Annotated in this window: 16 protein-coding genes; all 16 read right to left on the reverse strand. The window is 63.1% G+C overall.

What is annotated here, in order from left to right; all coding sequences use genetic code 11:
• Positions 1 to 221 (reverse strand): ATP-binding cassette domain-containing protein (locus VL752_RS12175; protein ID WP_325355545.1); only part of this gene is annotated, 221 nt, incomplete at its 3' end.
• Positions 222 to 284: 63 nt separating this feature from the next.
• A complete protein-coding gene (locus VL752_RS12180) occupies positions 285 to 467 on the reverse strand; it encodes an ATP-binding cassette domain-containing protein (protein ID WP_325355547.1) in 183 nt (60 codons plus the stop codon).
• Positions 464 to 1,228 carry an ABC transporter ATP-binding protein gene (locus tag VL752_RS12185; protein ID WP_325355550.1) on the reverse strand — a complete coding sequence of 255 codons (765 nt, stop codon included), beginning with the start codon at positions 1,226 to 1,228 and terminating at the stop codon, positions 464 to 466. The genes VL752_RS12180 and VL752_RS12185 overlap by 4 nt, the downstream gene beginning before the upstream one ends.
• Entirely contained in the window at positions 1,225 to 2,211 is a 987-nt protein-coding gene (locus tag VL752_RS12190; RefSeq protein ID WP_325355552.1) for a branched-chain amino acid ABC transporter permease, read from the reverse strand. Before VL752_RS12190 ends, VL752_RS12185 begins: the two co-directional genes overlap by 4 nt.
• A complete protein-coding gene (locus VL752_RS12195; RefSeq protein ID WP_325355554.1) occupies positions 2,208 to 3,077 on the reverse strand; it encodes a branched-chain amino acid ABC transporter permease in 870 nt (289 codons plus the stop codon). The genes VL752_RS12190 and VL752_RS12195 overlap by 4 nt, the downstream gene beginning before the upstream one ends.
• A gap of 62 nt (positions 3,078 to 3,139) precedes the next feature.
• A complete protein-coding gene (locus VL752_RS12200; protein ID WP_325355556.1) occupies positions 3,140 to 4,402 on the reverse strand; it encodes an ABC transporter substrate-binding protein in 1,263 nt (420 codons plus the stop codon).
• 573 nt (positions 4,403 to 4,975) lie between these two features.
• The gene (locus tag VL752_RS12205; RefSeq protein WP_325355558.1) at positions 4,976 to 5,230 is read right to left on the reverse strand and encodes a hypothetical protein; all 255 of its coding nucleotides are present in this window, start codon (positions 5,228 to 5,230) and stop codon (positions 4,976 to 4,978) included.
• A 112-nt stretch (positions 5,231 to 5,342) separates the two neighbouring features.
• On the reverse strand, positions 5,343 to 7,013 hold the full coding sequence (cydC, locus tag VL752_RS12210) for a thiol reductant ABC exporter subunit CydC (protein WP_325355560.1): 1,671 nt from the start codon (positions 7,011 to 7,013) through the stop codon (positions 5,343 to 5,345).
• Positions 7,010 to 8,776 carry a thiol reductant ABC exporter subunit CydD gene (cydD, locus tag VL752_RS12215; RefSeq protein WP_325355563.1) on the reverse strand — a complete coding sequence of 589 codons (1,767 nt, stop codon included), beginning with the start codon at positions 8,774 to 8,776 and terminating at the stop codon, positions 7,010 to 7,012. The genes cydC and cydD overlap by 4 nt, the downstream gene beginning before the upstream one ends.
• Before the next feature lie 30 nt (positions 8,777 to 8,806).
• Positions 8,807 to 9,850, reverse strand: a complete 1,044-nt coding sequence (locus VL752_RS12220) for a cytochrome d ubiquinol oxidase subunit II (RefSeq protein WP_325355565.1) — start codon at positions 9,848 to 9,850, stop codon at positions 8,807 to 8,809.
• A gap of 42 nt (positions 9,851 to 9,892) precedes the next feature.
• Positions 9,893 to 11,326 (reverse strand): cytochrome ubiquinol oxidase subunit I, encoded by a 1,434-nt coding sequence (locus tag VL752_RS12225; protein WP_325355570.1) that lies wholly within the window; start codon positions 11,324 to 11,326, stop codon positions 9,893 to 9,895.
• 1,194 nt (positions 11,327 to 12,520) lie between these two features.
• Positions 12,521 to 13,633 (reverse strand): TQO small subunit DoxD, encoded by a 1,113-nt coding sequence (locus tag VL752_RS12230; RefSeq protein ID WP_325355572.1) that lies wholly within the window; start codon positions 13,631 to 13,633, stop codon positions 12,521 to 12,523.
• Positions 13,634 to 13,654: 21 nt separating this feature from the next.
• Positions 13,655 to 14,707: a substrate-binding domain-containing protein gene (locus VL752_RS12235; RefSeq protein WP_325355574.1), complete on the reverse strand. Its 1,053-nt coding sequence runs from the start codon at positions 14,705 to 14,707 to the stop codon at positions 13,655 to 13,657.
• A 20-nt stretch (positions 14,708 to 14,727) separates the two neighbouring features.
• Positions 14,728 to 15,507, reverse strand: a complete 780-nt coding sequence (locus VL752_RS12240) for a transcriptional initiation protein Tat (RefSeq protein ID WP_325355576.1) — start codon at positions 15,505 to 15,507, stop codon at positions 14,728 to 14,730.
• Between the two features lie 320 nt (positions 15,508 to 15,827).
• Positions 15,828 to 17,252, reverse strand: coding sequence for a mechanosensitive ion channel family protein (locus VL752_RS12245; RefSeq protein WP_325355580.1), 1,425 nt, complete (start codon positions 17,250 to 17,252; stop codon positions 15,828 to 15,830).
• 612 nt (positions 17,253 to 17,864) lie between these two features.
• Positions 17,865 to 18,065 (reverse strand): TolC family protein (locus VL752_RS12250; RefSeq protein ID WP_325355578.1); only part of this gene is annotated, 201 nt, incomplete at its 5' end.

Genomic DNA, 18,065 nt, shown 5'->3' on the forward strand with positions numbered 1-18,065 from the left:
TCCAGAATCAGGAAGCGCGGGTTAAGCAGCAGGGCGCGGCCGATCGCCAGCATCTCCTGCTCGCCGCCCGACAGCTTGCCGCCTTTGCTGGTGCGGCGCTCCTCGAGGCGCGGAAACAGCTTGTAGATGGTCTCGATCGTCTCACGTCCCGCGGCACGAGGAGATTTTCGTGTCCGGTCATATGGGCGAAGATCTTCCGCCCCTCCGCCCCTCCGCCACATAGCCGACCCCGGTATTGGCGATCCCATAGGCGGGAAATCTGGTCACGTCCTTGCCGAAGAGTTTTATGCCGCCCTTTCCTGGCGGGGCCAGGCCATCACGCTGCGCATCGTCGTCGTCTTGCCTGCCCCGTTGCGACCGAGGAGTGCGACCAGTTCGCCCTCCTTCACCTTCAACGATACGCCGCGCAGGATGTGGCTCTTGCCTAATAGGTCTGCAGGCCCTTCGGTTTCGAGGACGGTGGTCATGCCGCGCGCTCCTCCACCGCGGTACCCAGATAGGCCGCCTGCACGAGCGGATTGGCCGCGATCTCCGCGGCCGTGCCTTCCGCCAGCATGGCGCCATTGTCGAGCACGGTGATCCGGTCGGCGATGCCGAAGACGATGGCCATGTCATGCTCGACGAAAAGCATGGTGATGCCGCTGTCGCGATTGAGACGGCGGATGAGATCGGTCATGTGGCGGGTCTCTTCATCTCCCATGCCGGCAGTCGGCTCGTCCAGCAGCAGAAGTTTCGGCGCGCGTGACAAGGCGATGCCGATTTCGACGACACGCTGGTCCCCGTGGGACAACTCGCCGGCGATGCGGTTGACCTTGGCGCCGATGCGCGTGACGTGGATCAACTCGTCGACCTTGCTTTCGATCTGCGCATGTGTGGCGCGCGAGATGAAGGGCCGGAGTTGCAGGCCCATCGCGCATTCCACCGCCACGCGAAGGTTCTCGTAAACTGTCAGCGACAGAAATACCTTTGTGATCTGGAAGGTGCGGATGATGCCACGGCGCACCAGGGCGTTGGGGCTGACGGCGACGATCGGGCGGCCCTCGAAGCTGATGCTGCCTGTGGACGGCGGGAAATAGCCGCTGATCAGGTTGAACAGCGTCGTTTTGCCGGCGCCATTGGGTCCGATGATGGCGCGCAACTCCCCGGCATCGACGGAAAGAGAAATACCTTTGAGGGCCTGCAGCGCGCCGAAGCGTCGTGTCACCTGGTCGAGAACCAGCAGGCTCATGCGCGTGCCCTCCCCTTGATGAAGCCGAGCAGCCCGTTCGGGAAGAACAGCACCGAGAGGACGAAGATCAGCCCGATGAAGGTCATCCAGTTCTGTGTCACGCTGCTCAGATAGTCCTGCGCGCCGATGAAGATAAGCGCGCCCAGAAGCGGCCCCCAGAAACTGCGCATGCCGCCGAGCACGCACATCACGACGAATTCGCCCGAAAGCTGCCATTGCAGATTGGCGGGCGAGGCGAAGCTGACGAGAAGGGAATCGAGCGCGCCGGCAAGGCCCACGATAAAGCCGGAGATGGCGAAGGCCGCCCAGATCTGGCGATCCACGGCGACGCCCAGGAAGCGCAACCGGGTCGCGTTTTCCCGCGCCGCGACGAAGCCGTGGCCAAGCGGTGAGCGCAGGATCTGCCAGACGATCAGCATCACGAGGGCGAAAAGGCCAAAGACCAGATAATAGAAGCCGGTCGGGCCGAGGGGGATCGCGCGGCTGCCGAGATGGAGCGGCACCCGGGAAAACCCGGTCAGCCCGTCCTCGCCGCCGGTCAGGCTGTTCCAGCGCACCGCCACGAAATAGAACATCTGGCCGAAGGCGATGGTGATCATCGAGAAATAGATCCCCTTCCGTTTCATCACCAGTGGCCCGACCAGGATTGCGGCGATCCCGCCAAGCAGCGTGCCGCTGAGAATAGCCAGCGGCAGCGAGGGCATGACGTGGATGAGGAATAATCCGGTGCCGTAGGTCCCAAGCCCAAAATAGGCGGCATGGCCAAACGAAAGACCGCCGGTATGGCCGAGCAACAGGTTCAGCCCGGTTGCGGCCATGCCGTAGATGAGCACGCGGGTCGCCAGATCTGTGTAGCCGCCGAGCGCGGGCAGCCAGAGCGGCACGAAGAGCAGCACGAGCCAGATCAGGCCGGCGGCGATTTCGCGGGCGCCGAGGGTCATCCGTCTGTGCGGAGCGGGGGCATCGCCGATCGTCATGCTCATTCGAAAAGGCCCTCCTGGCCAAGCAGGCCACGCGGCCGGACGATGAGAACGGCGGCCATGATCACGTAGATGACCACCTCCTGGGCTGCCGGAAAGAAAGCCGCCGTCACGCCGGAGGCGATGCCGATGATCAGCCCACCCAGAACGCTGCCGACGAGGCTGCCGACGCCGCCCACGATGATAGCCACGAAGGAGGGCATGATCAGTGCGCTGCCAATGTCGGGTGACAAGCCAAGCTGACCGGCGGCTAGAATTCCGGCAAGACCGGCGAGAAAGATGCCGATGCCGAAATTGGCGGCGCGCAGGAAATAGATATTGACGCCGAGTGACGCAATCGTTTCCAGATCCGCATTGCCGGCCCGGATACGAATGCCGATCCGGCTATAGCGCAAGGTCGCGAAGAGCGCGCCGGTGACGGCGATGGTGATCGCGATCAGCACCAGCCGGTAGCCGGTGAGGAAGAACAGGCTGCTGCTGAGCGGCGCATTGAGGTAGTCGGGCAGCGAAAACGGCACGCCGACCGCGCCCCAGATGGTGCGGATCAGATCCTCGATGATCATCGCGAGGCCGAAGGTCAGCAACAGGGAAAACAGGGGATCGCGACCATAGAGCGGGCGGATCAGCAGGCGTTCCGTTGCGATGCCAAAAACCACTGAGGCCAGCGGCGCCAGGATCAGCGCGCCCCAGAAGCCGACATAAGGCTCCATCGTATAGGCAAGATAGCCGCCCAGGGCCATGAAGGTGCCCTGGGCAAAATTGATGACGCCATTCAATCCGAGGATCAGCGACAGGCCCAGCGCCATCAGCGCGTAAAAGATGCCCACGATGAGCCCGTTGAACAGACTGTATAACAGTACGAGTTCCACGGCGGTGCTCCAAAAACCGCGCCGTCTCCGGCGCGGTGGGTCGGCTCAGCAATCGTGAGAGATCAGCTTGGGTAAGTTATCTTGCAGCCCGCGTCGCTGGCAGACTTCGCGATCTGGTCCCCTGGCACGACCTCGGCGACGGTGAACAGGTTCGGATAGGTCGCGTTCTTGGGCACGTAGCCCGGATACATATTGGCGATCATCTGGTGATCCTCGGCTCGGTAGTAGCACTTGCCCGGCTGCAGGGCGACTTCGGGCGGCAGTTCCAGCCCTTCCATGGCCTTCACAACCTTCATGGTGTCGAGAGACTGTGCCTTGTTCGCGGCCAGTGCCAGGGCATGGGCGGAGACGAAGCCGAACCAGACGCGTGCCGTCGGCACCTTGCCGCCGGAGATCTTCTTGTATTCCTCGACGAACTCAGCGACATGCGGAACGTTGGGCTGGTTCCAGTACCATTCCATCGTCCACCATCCGAGCAGCGCCTGTTTTGGCAATGCTTCGAGCACTTCCATTTCCTGCATCGCCCCGGCGATCGTCATCTTCTTGTCGATGCCGAATTGCACAGCCTGCTTCAGCAGGTTGACCAGGTCGTCACCGGCGGGAAGGCAGATCAGAACGTCAGGGTTAGCGGCGCGGGCGCGGATCAGATAGGAGGAGAAGTCCGTGGTGCCGAGAGGAGCCAGGGCGCTGCCGAGCGATTTGCCGCCCGCCTTGGTCAGCTGCGCGATATAGTCGCGCTCCAGCGCATGGCCGAACGAATAGTCCGGCGTGATAAAATACCACTTCTTGCCGAATTTCTTGAACAGCGTCTCGAAATCGCCGGATGTCAGCATCCAGGTGGTCGAGCAGGTGCGGAAGGTGGTCCAGGCGCATTTCGTGCCCGTCACGTCATCGGCATGGCCGCCGGTATCGACATAGACCAGCTTGTTCTGCTGGGCGAACTGGCTGAGCGCCTCGGCCACCGCCGAACTGACCGCGCCGATCAGGAAATCGACCTTGTCCTGGCTGACCAGCTTCTGCGCCTTGGAGATTGCCGGGCCAGGAAGACCTTGCGAATCCTCGACCACGAGTTGCAGCGGCCGCCCGAGGACGCCGCCTGCCTTGTTGACCTGCTCGACCGCCATCTGCGCGCCGCGAATCTCGTCCCCGCCATTGGCGGCATAGGTGCCGGTGTGCGGGTCCAGCATGCCGATCTTGACCGGCGCGCCGCTCGCGGCCCAGCTGGAGGTCGAGGAGGCGAGAACGCCCGCAGCCCCGGCTGCGGCGCCGATTTTCATCAGGTGACGGCGATCGATCATGCCGCGCTGCTCATCTTGATTGGACATATGTTCCCCCGCGGATCGTTTGTTATTCTGATTGAGCAAAGAGAGCTGTAATAATGTCGTCTCAGGTAATCGCTAACCTTAGTGTTGCGTTTGATATGTTTCTGATTTGACCAATCGCAGATTGAACCGCTCTTCTTGTAATATCCACCCCTGAAACGCGCTTTTTTTGATCATGGACGTGCATTTGACAGTCCCTGGTTGCGCTCCCCGCGTGCGTCGGCGACAGATGTTACTAGAACTGTTGAAGGCTGGCGGCAACCGAGTGTTTCGATTTTGATCTTCGCTGCGTATTGTCACGCACGGAGGGGGAAGATTGGAACCGGCACATTCAGGAGAGGACGCAATGCGTCACGACCGGTTGGGCCGGCCGGTCGCGGGTCGCTGCGACCCAGATCGAAACGATGCAGGCCCAACGATGGGACGAGCTAACCCGGGTCGCACGACTCGAGCGGCCCGTTCATATTAATTGATTGATCACCAACAAATCCGGGCGACGCAACGCCGCCGCGGCGGCCGTCAGCAGCAAGCCGCGCGGGCCCGCTCGGAGAACAAGAACGGTTCGAGCGTTGTCGATTATTCGGAGTAGGTAAGTGAGCCGAGCAGGCGCGGTTCGCCCTCGATATGGAGGTCGAGATCGAATCCCACCACCTTCAATACGCGATTGGCCTGCTGATAATCCTCCTCCGTCGCGGTCGGTGCCTTGAAACGGAAGGTTCGGCCGCCATCCAGCAGACCCAGCATCTCGCTGTTCTCCTGCAGCGCGATGGTGAACTTCTCGCCGGGAACGGGCTTCTCCTTGACGGCGACATCAATACGGGCGAGGGGCATGGTTGGAACTCCCTTTAGAACTGCGGTGAGACTGGAGTTGGGGCAGGAGGGCGCCCGGTCCCAGGCCGCTCGCGCAATCGTCAGTCCGCTCGCCGTATCTTGTCTCGGGCGATCACCCGACGGTGCAGGACAACCGGCCATCCGCCATCGTCATGATCGGGCCGAGGCCGCGCAGGGTCTGTGGCCGGTGGCTGATCAGCAGAGTCGTGCGGCCGGGCATCAGCCGCGTCAGCGCATCGGCGACGATGCGTTCGGAGAAGGCATCCAGCCCCTCGGTCGGCTCGTCCAGGATGAGAATCGGCGCGTCCTTGAGGAAGGCGCGGGCGATCGCCACGCGACGCGCCTGCCCGCCGGAGAGCTGGGTGCCCATCTCGCCCACCATGGTGTCGAGCCCCTGCGGCATCGCCCGCACCTCGTCCAGCATGCCGGCATCGTCTAGCGCCTGCTCCATCTCGGCGGCGGTCGCCTGCGGCCGCGCGATGCGCAGGTTCTCGCGGATGCTGGTGTTGAAGAGATGCGTCTGCTGGGCGATCACCGCGCAATGGGCCCGTATCGTCTCGCCGGACAGGGCGCGGATGGGCACGCCCCCCAGCAGGATCTCCCCCTCCTGAAACTCCCAGAAGCGGAGAAGAAGATTGCCGAGGCTGGTTTTGCCCGATCCGGTCGGCCCGATGACGCCGAGCGCGCTCGCGGCCGGAATATGGAAGCTCACATCCCGCAGCGCCCAGCTCTCCTCGTCGTCGTAGCGGAGGGAGACATGGCGGAAGGTGATGTCGAAGCTGGCGGGGAGAGCTGCTTCCTGCACGGGCTCCCGCACGGCAGACTCGGTATCGACGATCTCGAAAATGCGCCGGGCAGCAGCTAGCGTTTGCCCCAGGGCGCGATAGGCGGCGGGCAGACCGCTCACCGCATCGAAGCTCGCGAGCACAAGCAGCGCGATCATCGCGAGGTCGGGCGCCGGCAGGGTCTTGGCGAGGGCGAGCGGGATGGTAAGCGCGAGGGCCGCCAACATCGTAGCCTGGACCAGGAAGAGGGTGGCGCCGCCAGCTGCCGCCTCCACGCGCGTCTCCCGCTGCTGGAGCATCGTCAACGCCGCATAGTCCGCCTCATGCCGCGCGATCTGGCGTTCCATCGCACCGAAGATCTGCAGCTCCTCGAAGCCGCGCACGGTGTCGGCAATCTCGGCGCGAAGCTGCCCGCGGCGTGCCACGGCCTCCTGGCCCGCGCGGCGGCCGGCGCCGAAGGCGGCCATCGGCAATGCGAGCCCCACGAGGGCCAGGCCCGCGAAGTCGGCGAGTGCCGCCCCTGAGCTGAACCGTGCCAGAAAGCCCACGATCAGGATGACGCAGAGCAGGGCAGTGACGCTCGGCGCCAGCACACGCAGATAGACATTGTCGAGACTGTCGATATCGGCGCGGATGCGGCTCAGAAGGTCGCCCGCGCGATGCCGCTGCAGGCGCGCCGGCGCCAGCGGTTCGAGATGGGTATAGAACCAGACCCGCAGATCGGAGAGCAGGCGAAAGGTCGCCTCATGGGTCACCAGTCGTTCCAGGTAGCGGCCGAGGGTGCGGATGATGGCGAGCGCGCGGATTGCCGCGGCCGGCAGGAAATACTCGATCCGCAGCAGGCCGAGGCCTGCCAGCCCCATGCCGGCGATGAACCAGCCCGAAAGCGCCAGCAGCCCGACATTGGTAAGGATGACGATGATGCCGAGCAGGATGCCGGTTGCCTGCCAGTGCCAGCTGGGCCCGAGCAGCCGGAGGAGGCGCAGGAAATCCCTCATGCCGCGCCCTCGTGATAAAGCGCGCGCATCGCCGCATAATCTCCGGCATTTGCACGAAGCGAAGCGGGTGTGCCCTCCTCCACGATCCGGCCCTGGCGCAGCACAAGGATGCGGTCGGCGGCCTCGGCGCTCTCCAGGCGGTGGGCGATGAGGAGCACGGTGATCTCACGTGGCAGGCGGGTGATCGCGGCGCGGATGAGGGAGGCGGTCTCCGCGTCCAGACTCGCTTCGGCCTCGTCCAGCACCAGAAGGCGCGCGGGTTTCAGCAGCGCGCGAGCGAGGGCGACACGCCGGATCTCGCCACCCGACAGGCCCTGGCCGCGCTCGCCGATCACCGTCTCGTAGCCTTGGGGCAGGCGGGAGATGAAGCGGTGGGCCTCGGCGGCCTCTGCCGCACGGATGATCTCCGTCATCGGCGCGTCGGGCGCGCCGAGGCGAATGTTCTCGGCGAGGGTGCCGGCAAAGAGGGTTGGCCGCTGCGGCATCCAGGAAATGCGGGCGAACCAGGCACTCGGCTTGATGGTGCCGAGATCCGTATCGTCGAGCGTGATCCGTCCACTGCTGGGCCGGGCGAGGCCGAGCAGCAGCCGCGCCACCGTGCTTTTGCCGGAGCCGCTCGGACCCACCAGCGCCACGCGCTCTCCGGGCCGCAGCGTGAAATCGGTCGCCTGCAGCACCGGCTCCTCCGGCCGGTAGCCGAACCCCACCTGCTCGAACCGGATGATGCCCGACCCGGTGGGCAGGGCCGCCACGCCAGCGGGGTTCGCCGGCTCGGGCATTTCCAGGAGCGCCACGATGCGCTCGGAGGCGGCGATCGCCTCCATCCTGGCATGATACTGCGTGCCCATGGCGCGCAGCGGGCGGAAGAATTCCGGGGCCAGCAGGAGCACAAAGAGCCCGGGCAGGAACTGGATCTCCCCGTAATAGAGCCGGAAGCCGACGAAGACGGCGATCATGGCGACGCCAAGTGTCGTGAAGAATTCCAGCACCAGGGAGGAAAGGAAGGCGACGCGCAGGACCCGCATCGTGCTCAGGCGATAGTCTTCCGACATGCGGCCGATCAGCCCGGCCGCGTCCCGGCTCGCGCCGAACAGCTTCAGGGTCGAGAGTCCTTCCACGACGTCGAAGAAATGCGCGCTCATCAGCGCGAGGCGGCGCCATTGCGTCTGGTTGAGCCGTTCGGTGCCGCGCCCGATGAGGATCATGAAGATGGGGATGAGCGGCGCGCCCAGGAGCAGGATGACGCCCGAGACCCAGTCCACCGGAAAGATGAAGGCGAGAAGGGCCAGGGGCAGGAAGGCGGCGACGGCCATCTGCGGCAGATAGGACGCATAATAATTGTCGAGAGCGTCCACGCCCTCGACAAGCAAATTGGCCACGTCCCCCGTTCTCTGCGTGCCGAGGAAGCCCGGCCCGAGGGCCGCGATTTTCGCATGCAGCGCGCGCCGGACATCGGTTTTCACCTGAGTGCTCGCCGCCATCGCGGCGACCGTCGCGCCATGGCTGAGGAGCGCGCGCAGCAAGGCCAGGCCGAGAATGATACCCAGAAATGGCGCGACGGCTGCGAGCCCCCGATGCTGGAAGATCACCGCCGTGATGCTGCGGGCGAGCAGCCAGGCCTCCGGCACCAGCAGCAGGCCGTTCAGGGCACCGAGCAGGATCGCACCCCGCAAGGGTCGCTTGGCGATGGCGGCCCGGCGGCGGAGCCAGCCATCCAGCGCGCGGCTGACCGCACGCGGCATGGGGGCCTTATGGGACGTCATGGCAAAGCCTTTGGGTCTGCGCCGGCCGCCTCAGTGATAGGCGGCGAGCGCCGAGATACGGGCCCGGAAAACCCAGATCTGATAGGCGTTGTACATCAGCATCACCGGGAAGAAGCCGCCCATGGCGAGGGTGAAGGTGAAGAGCGAGACCGCCGGGCTGGCTCCCGTGTAAATCGTCCAGGTTCCCGGCACGATCCAGGGATAGACGGTCACCATCATCGCCACCGCCATGATGGCGACTGCGAGGTTGAACCAGAGGATGGCCGCGACATCGCGGTCACGCCGGCTCGCCTCGCGCATCTTGAAGGCGACGAAGACCACGGCCAGCAGGACGAGGCCCCAGACCCAGAAATGTCCGCCGAACCATTTTTGCGAGGCCCAGGGGAAGATGATGGCACTGACGACGACGGTCAGCCCGACCGCGGCGAGGGCCACATAGAACATGGTCTTCGTCCAGCGTGCCGCCTGTTCGCGGATCGGCTCGCCATGCTCGAAACGGGCGCGAATGAAGAGCATGCCGGCGAGCGTCACGGCAATGACGGCGGCGATGCCTGTCCAGATGCTGAAGGCCGAGATGAAGCGGAACGACCCGCCGATATAGGTCGGCACCACGCCGGGGGTATTGGTCAGTGGGAAGCCCTGCAGGAGGGCGCCGACTGCCATGCCGCCGAAGAAAGCGACGCAAAGGCTCGAGACGCCGAAACAGATATCCGAGAAGCGCTGCCATGGCGTTTCCGCGAGATGGCGGAATTCGAGGGCGAGCGCCCGGGTGATCATGCCCCAGAGGGCGAGCGCCAGCGGCACCATCAGATAGCTGAAGGCCGAGCCATAGACGAAGGGGAAGGTGCCGAAGAGCACGCCGCCCGCCACGATCAGCCAGGTCTCGTTCGCGTCCCAGGTGCCCGCCATGGCGGACATGATGGCGCCGCGCTCGTGATGGCTGCGCACGAAAAGGGAAAAGACCCCGGCACCGAGATCGGCGCCATCGAGCAGGATGTAGAGGAGCACGCTCAGATCGAGCGCGATCCACCAGGCGAAGGTGACGATGGATTGGATATGGCTCAACCCGTCCATTTTTCTGCTCCGGCCAGGATGCTGCGTGCTTGTCCGATCATGTCAGATCGGGCGGACATAGGAGGGGGCGCCGTCATGGGGCGCGTCGAGTTCACCGAGATACTGATTGCCGCCATGGACAACGGGGCTCTCCATATCCGGCCCGCGGCGCATGACCTTGGCGAAGAAATACCAGGTGCTGCCCCACACGATGAGCTCGAAATAGATGTAGCCGAGCAGCCAGAGGACGGCAGAGGTCAGGTCCATATGGCTCACCCCCTGCTCCGTCCGCATCAGCCCGTAGACGACCCAGGGCTGACGTCCCACCTCGCGCACCCACCAGCCGCACCAGATACTGATATAGGGCAGGAAGCCGCAGAGGATGGCGGCCCAGAGGAAGATCCGGTTACGGAAGATGGTCTCCACCGCGAAGCGGCCGCGCAGGATCAGCCAGGCGCCCCAGAAGGCGAAAAGCATCAGTGCCCCACCGGCGGCGGCCATGATGCGGAAGCCATAGAAGGGCACGACGACCGGCGGACGGTTTTCGGGCGGGAAGCTGTTCAAGCCCTCGACCTTGCCGCTCCAAGTATGGGTCTCGAGCAGGCTCAGCACATGGGGAATGCTGATCGACCAGGCGAGCCCATCACCCTTGGCATTGGGCCAGCCAACGACCTTCCAGCTCGTATCGACCGAACCATCGGGGTTGTAGGTATTGTAATGGCCTTCCAAGGCGGCCAGCGCTGCCGGCTGATCCGCTGCCACGATGAGGCCAAGACCGTCGCCCAGATAGACTTGCAGCGGTGCGACCACGACGAGGGCGAGGATCGCGAATTTCAGCGGCCGCTGGAACATTGCCACATGGCGCCGGGTCAGGACAAACCAGGCAGAAACCGCGATGACGAAGCAAAGCCCCAGTTCAACCGCCGCCACCAGCATATGCGGGAAACCGAGCCACACATCCGGATTGAAGAGGGCCGCAATCCAATCCGTCACGTGGAAGACGCCGTTGCGCAGAGCGATGCCGGTCGGTGTCTGCATCCAGGAATTGGCATCCAGAATCCACATGGCCGATAGGCTGGAGGAGAGAGCGACGTTGAAGGTCGCGAAGAGATGCATGCCGCGGCTGATCTTGCCCCAGCCAAAGATCATCAATCCGATGAAGCCCGCCTCGTACATGAAGGCCGTGATGGTCTCATAGCCGAGTACCTGGCCGAAGAAAGGCCCGGCCGCTTGCGAAAAGGGGCCGTAGAGAATGCCGAAGGCCATCTCCATCGTGATGCCGGTCGCGACGCCCGCGGCGAAATTGACAATGAACAGCCGCTCGAAAAAGCGGACGATACGGTACCAGTTGTCATCATTGGTCTGAAGCCAGCGCCATTCCGCAAAGAAGAGCAGAATGGCGAGGCCGATCGTCAGCGGCGGGTAGATGATGTGCAAGGACGTGATCCATGCGAAGTCGAGCCGTGAGACGAAGACGGACAAGGCGCTATCGGTCATCGAAGTCGCTCCGGAATGCGGCGGGACAGGGCGGCATCGTTTCTAGATCCGCTCGAGTATGGACGAGTTCGGCAGGCAAGGTAACCCGCCGACGCAGGGCGATGGGGCCGATTGGCGACCATTATACAGGCAAGCTGCCGGATGAGTGACCGCGGGAGACACCATCACGAGAATGAGACTTGAGGAGGCCATGCTGTCCGCAAATTTCAGAAATTTCTGAAATAACGATACGACAGGTTTGATTTGTGTCAATGAAGCACGCGGATGGAAGCCATGCGCGGGCCGGGTGTGCGGCGCTTTGCCCGCCCTTTCCGGGCCTGGGGAAGGAGGCTCGCGATCCGGAGAGAGGGACCTTCGCGCGATGAGGCAGAAGCGGCTCCGGACGGAATTGAGGACAAGGTGGCACGCTTGGTGCGCGCGGGTGGACGGGCGAGGCGATTGCAGACGGCCTCGGCCTTGGCCTCGCATGTCGACCTTGGCCCGGGGACCGTCCCGCGACCGGGATCGCAACGCCATCGAACGGGTGTTCAATCGCCCAAGAATTTTCGCCGCATTGTCACCGGCTGGCTCGCCGCCAATTTTTTTCCCACGGTCTGCGTCGTCCCGGTAAGCACGGGCGGCAGAACATCCATCATCGGCCTAAGCGCCTGGCCGATAGAAACCGGCTTGGGGGACAACAGGTCCCCCAGCCTGTTTACTGATCAACGTCATAGTTTCCTAGATCACTCTAGGGGCTATTGCTGCCGGGATCGGTTATCATGAAACGGACGGGTACAGGCTGAGACTGCCCGCAGGCAGACAAAGCCAAAACACAAGCAGTAAAGATCATAAGAAGGGACTTTGTCATCGTAAACTCCAGACGGCGATCGTCACCGTCTCGATTCATTGTTGTTGCTGGGGAGTGGATCTTCAAAATCCTTGGCGCAAGACCTGCGCCCCTCGGCGATGCCGGATAACTGTAGGATGCTCTTCGCCACACTCATCTCCTCTGTCTCGGAGGTGCGATCGCGGAAAGCTTGTCCTGCTTCCTGGCCTGTCGCCGATCTCCTGTTAACAAAGACAGCGCAGCAGGGACGTTTATTCCCTTGCCCATGTTGTTTAGCGGGAGAAGGCGCCTTCCTCGCGGCCAGCCAAGAATTGCGTGCGGGGGAACGCCCGCCGCACGCAATCCGTCGAAGGCCGGGTTGCGGCGGACTATTGCTGCCCGGTATGCAACGGTGCTGTGAAACTGTGCCCGTCAACATCGGTGAGCTTCAGCAGGGCTCCGTCAGGCAGTGGACCCGTGCCCGGCGGTAGCGGCAGGATGATCGTTGCCTTTGCACCCATGGGAGCGCGGATGCCGAAAGGACCAGGACCGAACTTGTTGTAGGCGTAGTCATTCGCGAAATCAGCTTTGCTCAGGTGGGAGAGTGCCTTGTCATCCCATATGGCCAGAATAGTCTTTTTGTCGGGTCCGATCGCGGCCGCCTGAACGATGTGCAGGGGCGCTTCGGGTGTGCCGGCGTCGAGATAGGCATGCACGCGGATGCGCCTGTCCGGGAGGATAAGGCCATCGGTCAATGTCACGTGATGGACGGTGGGGCTGACCGGACCGCCATGAAAGGGTGTCAGGACGGATCCGCGATAATAGCTATAGGTGCCGACATTGTAGACCAGCACGCAAGCGACCAACGCGAGACAGAGCTTGCCAAAGGCCGCGTTGCCGATTGGCAGCGGCAGGCTGCCGCCCATCCAGCGGAACCAGGCGCGGTCCGCCAGAGAGGGATGTCGGCCGAGCAGGACATTATCGAGCGAATAGGCACTCGCACCGCCGAGCAGCAGGGTCGTGCCCATGGCAAGGTTGCAGGCGGCCATGGTCCACTCGTCGATGCAGGTGGCGCCCTGCCAGCCGAACATCGCCATGAGCAGGACCGAAAAGCCCATCGAGAGGAGTGCTGCGAGACGGGTTAAAAGACCACTCATCAGCATGACGCCGGCTATCAGCTCCGCCGCGCTGAACAGGATGACGCCGGCATAGAGCAGGTCGAAATGCTGCAGCAGGTAGGAGATCACATGCTCGGTGCCGAAGAGCGCGCCGGGCATGGCGGTTTGAAATTTATTCGCCATCCAGTTGTGGCCACCCCAGGCGTCCAGCTTGGAGGGCGCGTAGATGAAACGGCGGGAGCCACCGCCCCAGTAGATGAAGCCCTGGATCAGCCGTGTCGCGAGCATGGCCATGCCGGCCAGATGCCAGGAACGGCTGGCCTCGATCGCCCTGTCGGTGGCAAGGGCGGGCTGGTTCGCCACGCCAAAGGTCGTGCTTGTCATGATTGCAGTGTCCACCGTATCTTACTTTGCCGAGTCACTGTCGAGGGCTTTCCCGGTATAGGGTTTGAAACCGAATCTCTCGAAGATCGTCAGAGCCTGCGGCGAGTGGATATAGGCAAGCCATAGCCGGGCGGCGGCGGGATGCGGCGCATCCTTCACCATGGCACCGGCATAGATCGCCGTCGTGTTCTGGGCGGGCGGAATCGCCACACGGGTGATCGGATGCCCAACTTGAGCCTGAAATATTGCCTCCGACAGCCAGGTGACGCCTGCATCCGCGCGGCCCTGCATCAAGAACAGCGCGGTCTGGCGGTGATGGATGCGGGTCAGGATTGTCGTCCCGTCGGCAACCTTGTCGTTGTAGACTTGCTGTTCCAGAGCATCGCCACCCGCCTTGCGGAGCGACGCCTCGATCTGCCGGCCGATCCCCTCGAAGACAGGGTTCGGCATGGCGAGGCGAATGGACGCCGCGCCGAGATCCGCAAGGCCCTGCACATGGCCAGGATTGCCCGCGGGCACCATGATCGTGAGCGTATTGACGACATAGGGCAGGGCAGGTGCCGCGAGCAGACCGCTCGCGACATATTGCCGAACCTTTGCAAGACCCGCGAAATAGGCGTCCGCCTTCACGGTCCAGGTCATGTTGCCGGAGGTCACTGTACCGCCGGCCTCAATCTGCTTGATGAGCAGGCCCGGCGGAATTGTTTCCCAATAGATGCGACCTTTGTACTCCGGATGTTCCACCTCGAAATGCGCGATGAGGGGCGCCATGGCGAAGAAGTAATTGCCGCCGACATAAAGGACGAGCTTCGGGTTGTTCACGTCACCATGGAAATCCGCGAGGTCGTCCACCTGCGGCACGGTGAAGGCAAGGCCGCGCGTCGTTGCATCATTGTTGGCGCCGTTCTGCCAGGGCGGGAAGATGCTTTGGCCATTCGCAAGCGTGTCGGTGGGTGGCCGGGCGGTCGCAGCTGAACTCTGGGCAGAAGCGGGGACAGCCGCCGTAACGCTTGCAAGCAGGGTGGCAAGAACACCCGCGCCGAGCAGCGAGCGACGGAAGGATTTGCGTTTCATCCTCGATGATCCTGCCTTTTTCATTTGATATAGGCGAAGCCGCTCGCCTGCAGCTCGGGGATTGTCGCGACGATCCCAGGTGTCAGAACGACGCCTTCAGCGAGATGGTTGGTCAACTCTGCGGCGATTTCGGGATGGGTCTTGCGATCGGGGTTGATCCCTTTCGCGATGAGCTTGCCCGTTACCTCCCAGATTGCGTTGTGGCAGGCGAGGAAGACCACGCCGCGAGCCTGCAACGTCGGGATCGAATTGCCCGGAGCGCCGAACAGGCTGGACGGATCCTCGTGGTCGGCCAGGTCGTCAGAAGCATGATGCGCCTGAAGCAGGAGGTTGCTCTTGAAGGCGCCTGCGGTCAGCATGCCAAGACGGTATTTTGTCCACATGGCGTCATCGAACAACGCGAGATGAGCTGAGCCGTGGGTCGCGGAGACCGCGAGAAAGTCGGGATGGCGGAAAGAGAAACGCTGTGCGTTCATGGAGTTGCGCATGACGTTGAGCCACGGGCCGCCGATCTCGGTATTGTCCCAGACCTGCTTGTGCGGTCCTGGATAGGCGATGACCATATCCAGAGCTGCGGCATCCCATTGCTCGGGATGGTCGAGAATCATCGGGACAGTTTTGAAATCCCGATGGCGGGGCAGGTGAGCGAGTTGTTTTGCCAGCGCCTGGGGCGACGTCGGTTCCGCAGGGATTGCGGCCTCAGCCTGCGGCAGAGCTGCGAGAAGTGCGGCGCCGGTTGCGGCGGCACCGATCCCGAAAAGATGCCGCCGTCCGGACGGAGGCACGTCGAAGGTTTCCATTGTCTCATTCCCATTCATCCCTGCTGGCGGGTGTCCGGGCTGCGTGGGTCTCGGAGAAATCCGGCGGGAAGGACCCGCTTTGGTCTCTCCAGGGCGTGCGCCGCTCCGGAGCGCCCGTTTGGCCCGTCTTGGGCTCACGGATGGTCAGGAAATCTTGGGGAAGTCGGTGCAATATGTATAATAGATTAGTTGGATAATAATGTCCGTCTAAACTGATTGATTGAAACGACGGAAAGGCGCCCCATTGCCGCGCCCATAGCGGGGCGGCATCCCTTTTTTTGAGTGAGCCTCGCGCCCCGCAGTTGCGCGGCGGGCCGCCGTTAGTGCTTGAGCAGGCGCAGGAAATTGCGCAACCGGAAGCGCAGTTCCTCGGGTGCCTGCTGAGGATGGAGATCCTCTGCGGCGGCATCGCGCGCGAGCACCATCTGGCTGCGATGGGCAAGTTCCTCGAGCGCCAGCGCGAGATCGGACGCTGTCGCGATGGCGCTCGCGATCGCAGACTTGTCCAGACGGAAGACCTTGACGGGGGTCAGTGCTGTCGCGGTGGCGGCATAGGGCGTGTCGGTAATGAGGCCGATTGCACCGAGACTCTCGCCCGGGCCCATGCGCCGGATGACGTGCGGCCCTGTGGGGCGACGCCGCGTGATTTCGACAACCCCGCTTGCAATCAGGAAAAGATACTCGGCGGGGGCGCCTTCGGCGAAGAGGATTTGCCCGGCATCCATCCAGCTTTCGTGGAAATGGGATGCTAGCAGGTCGCGCTCCTGCTCGCGCAGAACCCCGAAAAGATCGGATTGTGCGAGAATGTCGGCGGGGCCGAGCGGCGGCGGAGACGTCAGCCGCTTATCCGCCGTGGCGAGCGCGAAGCTGACGCCGGCATAGCGCAGATGGCGGTGGATCTGGCTCAGCATTTCGCTCCGTGCGGTGCTCAGCATATCGCTAGAGGCGACCGAATAGGTGACGCTGTAGCGCAGACCATCGGGGAAGATGCCGGTGCAGGAGACGCTGGGCGCAGGCGTGGCAAGGGTAAGCAGGACGCTGTGCGCGGCGGTCGCGAGGATTTCCATGCAGTGTTCCGGCGGAATGCTCGGGTCGAGAGTGATTTCGACGGAATCGGAACGCGTCGGCACAGGCAGGCTGCGGTTGACCAGCCGCGCCTTGGCCATCACGCTATTGGGTATGACGGCGATATTTCCATGACCGGTGACGATATGGGTGGAGCGCCAGGTGACCTGCGTCACATGTCCTTCGATACCACCTTCAACCCAGAGAAGATCTCCTGCCTGGTAGGGCCGCTCGATGCCGACGGCGATGCCGGAAAAGACATCGGCCAGCGTATTCTGCAAGGCGAGACCAAGCACGATGGCAATGACGCCGGAGGTGGCCAAGAGACCGGCGATGGGCACGCCGAGGACGAAATTCACGATCGCGAGTAGGGTCGCGATTGCAATCGCCCCGGCGAGGAGGTCTGACATGATCTGCGTTTCGCGCGGCCGGTGTTCGAGCACCACTAGAAGCCGCACGAGGCTAACCGCGACGGCCGCGGCGAGCAGCCACCAGCCGGCTTCGATGATATGTTCCCAGAACGTCGTGCCGTTATAGATTTCGCTGAATTGGGGGTGAAGTGGCGAGCCCAGCAGATATTGGACGAGGATCGTCAAAATGGTGAAAACAGAAAAGCGCCAGAGAAGATGAAGCCAAAGCGGCCACTTTGGCCGCAACCGGGCCACGACGGCCGTTGCCACCAAGACAAGCGTCGCCAATAGAAGCGCGGAGAGCCGGGCACCAAATGCATGTGCTATATCGGCGTTCACGATCTGCCTGCCTTGACTAGGCCCCAAGCGCGGGACGGTTAAAAAGAACCTGGTGACCGAAAGCCAAGGAACGAGGGGAGCCGTCGGGCATGGTAAATGTCGTCGATGAACCTTGGCAATCTTGCGGCGCCGCCGGCCAAGGTTTCGTAATCAGTGAAACAGATTTCCTCTGTCCTCAAGGTCTTCATAAAGCTTTCCGCCTGAGCGTTATGAAGGCAGACCTCGTCAAAGTACCATCTGTCAGCGAAGCGGGGCCGGACAACGATTGTTCGCGACACTTGCGCCAGACTTCGAGCACCTCCGCCGGGTGCTCTCATAGGAAACAAAGATGCCGCGCTCGGTGCGGAGCCGTTCGGCATCTCGAAAGCTCAGCGGAATACATGGGGGAGGCAGATCGCGTGGCTGATCAGCTCGGCCGGAACACGATGGCGACAATCCAGGTCTGGCGGCTTCATCATTTCGCATCCTTGCTCTCGACCGAGGCGGGACGGCCATATTTTTGAAGAGCAGGGCCCGCGTCACGGATTCTCGGAGATAGCTCGCTCAGGGCGGTGCGGCGCCTAACCCACCGGTCGTGAAGGCGAGTGTCGCCGCCGCGGATAGCACCGCGCTATACGAATCGGTTGCAGCATTCTGCGCCTGGAGAAGCTGCGTCTCTGCTGTCGTCGCATCTGTAACCGATCCCACCCCCTTCTGGTAGGCGGCGAAGGCGGCGTCGTAGCTCGTCTGCGCGGCGGTGGCCAA

The sequence above is a fragment of the Acidisoma sp. genome (genome assembly GCF_035492295.1).
In the GTDB taxonomy this organism is placed as follows: domain Bacteria; phylum Pseudomonadota; class Alphaproteobacteria; order Acetobacterales; family Acetobacteraceae; genus Acidisoma.

Excerpts from the sequence above, each read along its gene's own strand:
- VL752_RS12180 (WP_325355547.1), bottom strand. The coding sequence starts at position 467 with ATGACCACCGTCCTCGAAACCGAAGGGCCTGCAGACCTATTAGGCAAG.
- VL752_RS12185 (WP_325355550.1), bottom strand. The coding sequence starts at position 1,228 with ATGAGCCTGCTGGTTCTCGACCAGGTGACACGACGCTTCGGCGCGCTG.
- VL752_RS12190 (WP_325355552.1), bottom strand. The coding sequence starts at position 2,211 with ATGAGCATGACGATCGGCGATGCCCCCGCTCCGCACAGACGGATGACC.
- VL752_RS12200 (WP_325355556.1), bottom strand. The coding sequence starts at position 4,402 with ATGTCCAATCAAGATGAGCAGCGCGGCATGATCGATCGCCGTCACCTG.
- VL752_RS12205 (WP_325355558.1), bottom strand. The coding sequence starts at position 5,230 with ATGCCCCTCGCCCGTATTGATGTCGCCGTCAAGGAGAAGCCCGTTCCC.
- cydC (WP_325355560.1), bottom strand. The coding sequence starts at position 7,013 with ATGAGGGATTTCCTGCGCCTCCTCCGGCTGCTCGGGCCCAGCTGGCAC.
- cydD (WP_325355563.1), bottom strand. The coding sequence starts at position 8,776 with ATGACGTCCCATAAGGCCCCCATGCCGCGTGCGGTCAGCCGCGCGCTG.
- VL752_RS12220 (WP_325355565.1), bottom strand. The coding sequence starts at position 9,850 with ATGGACGGGTTGAGCCATATCCAATCCATCGTCACCTTCGCCTGGTGG.
- VL752_RS12225 (WP_325355570.1), bottom strand. The coding sequence starts at position 11,326 with ATGACCGATAGCGCCTTGTCCGTCTTCGTCTCACGGCTCGACTTCGCA.
- VL752_RS12230 (WP_325355572.1), bottom strand. The coding sequence starts at position 13,633 with ATGACAAGCACGACCTTTGGCGTGGCGAACCAGCCCGCCCTTGCCACC.
- VL752_RS12235 (WP_325355574.1), bottom strand. The coding sequence starts at position 14,707 with ATGAAACGCAAATCCTTCCGTCGCTCGCTGCTCGGCGCGGGTGTTCTT.
- VL752_RS12240 (WP_325355576.1), bottom strand. The coding sequence starts at position 15,507 with ATGGAAACCTTCGACGTGCCTCCGTCCGGACGGCGGCATCTTTTCGGG.